Source organism: Pseudomonas sp. SIMBA_068, from assembly GCF_046534705.1.
Lineage (GTDB): Bacteria > Pseudomonadota > Gammaproteobacteria > Pseudomonadales > Pseudomonadaceae > Aquipseudomonas > Aquipseudomonas putida.
This window is the reverse complement of the sequence record NZ_JAWRYI010000407.1, coordinates 1-276: the sequence shown is the minus strand read 5'-3', so window position 1 is coordinate 276 and position 276 is coordinate 1. Positions and strand designations below refer to the sequence as shown.

The window sequence follows — 276 nt, the reverse complement described above, 5'->3', positions numbered from 1 at the left end:
ACCATCTTCAACGACTTTAGCGCTCGCGATCTCCAGGCCAACGAGTTCGCAATCGGGATGGGTCCAACGAAGAGTAAGGACTTCGCTTACGGCATCGGCCCGTGGATCACCACTATTGACGAGTTCTCCGACCTGAACGCCATCAAGATGTCCGTGCGCGTTAATGGCGAGACCTGGGGGGAGGGCGATACGTCCGAGATGCTCTGGACTCCGGAGGAGTTGATCGCCTACGTCTCGATCGGCGACCACATCCAGCCTGGCGATGTCATTGGTTCC

Annotated in this window: 1 protein-coding gene; it reads left to right on the top strand. The window is 58.0% G+C overall.

The genetic code is table 11. The annotated features are described in order from the left end of the window. The coding region (locus SB756_RS29735; RefSeq protein WP_410913161.1) for a fumarylacetoacetate hydrolase family protein at positions 1 to 276 on the top strand (276 nt) is incomplete at both ends.